At 45.4% G+C, this 1,218-nt stretch carries 1 protein-coding gene; it reads left to right on the top strand.

The window, feature by feature from the left end:
- Positions 1 to 42 precede the first annotated feature (42 nt).
- On the top strand, positions 43 to 1,218 hold a 1,176-nt coding region (locus AC3WVG_RS12075), incomplete at its 3' end, for an IS1380 family transposase (RefSeq protein ID WP_488798366.1).

Raw genomic sequence — 1,218 nt, 5'->3', positions numbered from 1 at the left:
TGTTTTTTGCTTATAAAACCGTTCACTGAAAGGGTGAAGACAATGAGTCATACATTTGATGCAATTGGTGGTCGTTTTCGTGTAGAACAAAGCCACAAGATGCTTACTCCCTATGGTGGTTTGGTAGCATTTTCATCCTTTTTGTTTAAGTTGGGGGTCATAGATAAACTGGTAAAGACTTGTCCCGTACATCGCAGCAGTCCTAATGCCACTCCAGTTAAAGATATATTGGTTGGCTTTATCCTCACATGCGTACAAGAGGGCAAGCGCTTCAAGGACATCCGTTACGTACAGCATGATGCTGTTGTAGGCAAAGTATTTGGTGTAGAACGCCGCATTCCAGGTGATGATACTATTCGTCGCTTTTTCAGTCAGGTAAGTGGTGAGGCAGGTCATAGGTGGCTGCAAGAAGTTGAAGGAGTTCTGCACGGTTTACTTCGAGCTCCTTACGTACTTGATTGGGACAGTACAGTTACCACACGCTATGGTTCACAAGAGTCTGTTGCAGTTGGCTATAATACTCATAAACCAGGCCGCGGCAGCCATCACCCGTTGATCTGTACGGTTGCCGGTTCGCGTCTTTGCTTGGACATGAGTTTTCGTCCTGGCAATTCATCATCAAGCGCAGGCTGGATAGAGATGCTGGAAGACATACTATCGCGTCTTCCAAAGGACAAGCATCCATTTTTAAACCGTGCAGATATTGGTTTTTGCAGCGAGAGCTTTCTTGCGTGGCATGAGGAACGCGCGGATCGTCCTCACTATCTGTTCAGACTTCGTAAGACCTCACGAGTGCAAGAAGCTCTTAGACAGGTGGGTGAGAAATCATGGCAAGGAGCATGCAGTTTTGGAGCGCTGCAAGTAGCTGAAGTTAAATTGCAATTGATGGGTTGGACTCGTCCGCGCCGAGTGATCTTACAACGACGATTAATTTCCAAGGAGAGCCCGGAAGAAAGTGGGACGCTCTTTGGTCTTTGCGATTATGAGTATGCCGCATGTGTAACAAGTCTTCTTCCTTCTCAATTTGATGCATTTCAAATAGTTGATTTCTACCAACAGCGAGCAGATTGTGAAAACGTCTTTGATGAGTTGAAAAACCAATGGGGTTTAGCCGGATTCTGTTCTCAAAAATCCAATGTGACTGAGTTGGCTGCAAGACTGACAATCCTCAGTTATAACCTATGGAGCTTATTCGTCCGTTTTTTCAACCTGAACAAG

This window comes from Desulfovulcanus sp. (assembly GCF_982781345.1).
The sequence above is the reverse complement of the archived record's forward strand: the minus strand, read 5'-3'. Positions and strand labels throughout refer to the sequence as shown.